This window comes from Dietzia sp. B19 (assembly GCF_014145155.1).
GTDB classification, from domain to species: Bacteria; Actinomycetota; Actinomycetes; order Mycobacteriales; family Mycobacteriaceae; genus Dietzia; species Dietzia natronolimnaea.
This window is the reverse complement of sequence record NZ_JAALED010000550.1, coordinates 1-1,497: the sequence shown is the minus strand read 5'-3', so window position 1 is coordinate 1,497 and position 1,497 is coordinate 1. Positions and strand designations below refer to the sequence as shown.

The following is a 1,497-nucleotide window of genomic DNA, read 5'->3' as shown; positions in this document are numbered from 1 at the left end:
GGAGCGCGGTGGCCGCATCCGTCAGCAGCGTGGCCCGGTCGGGGTCGCCCGACGCGATCGCCTGTGCGGCGCCGGCGTCCAGGACCCGGGCGCCCACCTCGAACTCGTTGCCCAGGACGTCGGCGCCCTGGCCGGCGTCCATCTTCTTGACGATGCCGCTGTTCCACGTGGCGAACGGATCCGACCAGGCCTCGACACGGAACGACCACATCCCGGGGGCGTCGGTGGTGAGCAGCGCGTGGACGGTGTCCGCCTCCACCCCGGGGGACATGGTCGTCCGGGAGGAGGCCCCACCGGGACGGCGGACCACCAGGCTCGCCGACAGCGCGTCGTGGCCCTCCCGCCACACGGTCGCCGAGATCGGCACCACCTCACCCACGACCGACTTGGCGGGGAACCTCCCGCAGGAGACCAGGGGGCGGACCTCGTCGATGGCCAGACGGTCGTTCACGTCGGTGCTCCTCTCGGCTGCGGGCTCCGGGGTGCGGACGCCTCTACGCACACGACGCTATCGAAGCGGGCGTCGATCGGGGAGGGGCGTCGCGCCGGTGTTCACGCGCACGAGCCGTGTTCCTCGCCACCCGGCCACCGGATAGGGGGTTAGATGGGGTCCGTGAGAACGCCTATCGAGACCGATCCCGACCTCGTCCTGGACCTGACCGACGTCTCGCTCCGGAGGGACGGGCGGACGCTGGTGGGCCCCGTCACCTGGCAGGTCGAGTTGGACGAGCGGTGGGTCGTCCTGGGCCCCAACGGTGCGGGCAAGACCTCGCTGCTCCGGATCGCCTCGGCGCTCGAGTACCCGAGCACCGGTTCGGCGGTGATCCTGGGGGAGCAACTGGGTCGCACCGAGGTCACCGAGCTCCGCAGCCGGGTGGGCCTGTCGTCCGCGGCGGTGGCCGGCCGGATCCCCGGCGACGAGGTGGTCAAGGACCTGGTGGTCTCCGCCGGGTACGCCGTGCTGGGCCGGTGGCGGGAGGCGTACGACCAGGCCGACTTCGACCGCGCGGCGGACACGCTGGAGATGATCGGCGGAGAGCACCTGGCCGACCGGACCTGGGGGACCCTCTCGGAGGGTGAGCGCAAGCGGGTGCTGATCGCCCGCGCGATGATGACCGACCCGGAGCTGCTCCTGCTCGACGAGCCGGGGGCGGGGCTGGACCTGGGGGGCCGGGAGGATCTGGTCGCCCGTCTGGCGGACATGGCCCTCGACCCCGACGCGCCCGCCACCGTCCTGGTGACCCACCACGTGGAGGAGATACCCCCGGGTTTCACCCACGCGATGCTCCTCGCGGAGGGAGGGGTCACGGCCACCGGCCTGATCGACGACGTGATCACCTCGGAGAACCTCAGCACCGCGTTCGCGCAGTCGATCGTCGTCGACGCGATCGACGGGCGGTTCTTCGCGCGCCGGGCGCGTCGGTCCGGCCGACACCGGCGGCCGTGAACCGCACAGTCGACCCCGTGGCGACCCCGCCCGGGCCCGTCCCCGTCCGT

Annotated in this window: 2 protein-coding genes; one reads left to right on the top strand and one right to left on the bottom strand. The window is 72.8% G+C overall.

Going from position 1 to position 1,497, the window contains the following annotated elements; genetic code table 11:
* Window positions 1–451 (bottom strand): maltotransferase domain-containing protein (locus tag G6020_RS15080; RefSeq protein ID WP_182611181.1); only part of this gene is annotated, 451 nt, incomplete at its 3' end.
* Window positions 452–604: 153 nt separating this feature from the next.
* Between G6020_RS15080 and G6020_RS15075 the strand changes: the two genes are divergently transcribed.
* Window positions 605–1,447: an ABC transporter ATP-binding protein gene (locus G6020_RS15075; protein ID WP_182611180.1), complete on the top strand. Its 843-nt coding sequence runs from the start codon at window positions 605–607 to the stop codon at window positions 1,445–1,447.
* Window positions 1,448–1,497 lie beyond the last annotated feature (50 nt).

Bases quoted from the DNA above. Each gene is read 5' to 3' on its own strand.
- G6020_RS15075 (WP_182611180.1), top strand. From the start codon at position 605: ATGGGGTCCGTGAGAACGCCTATCGAGACCGATCCCGACCTCGTCCTG.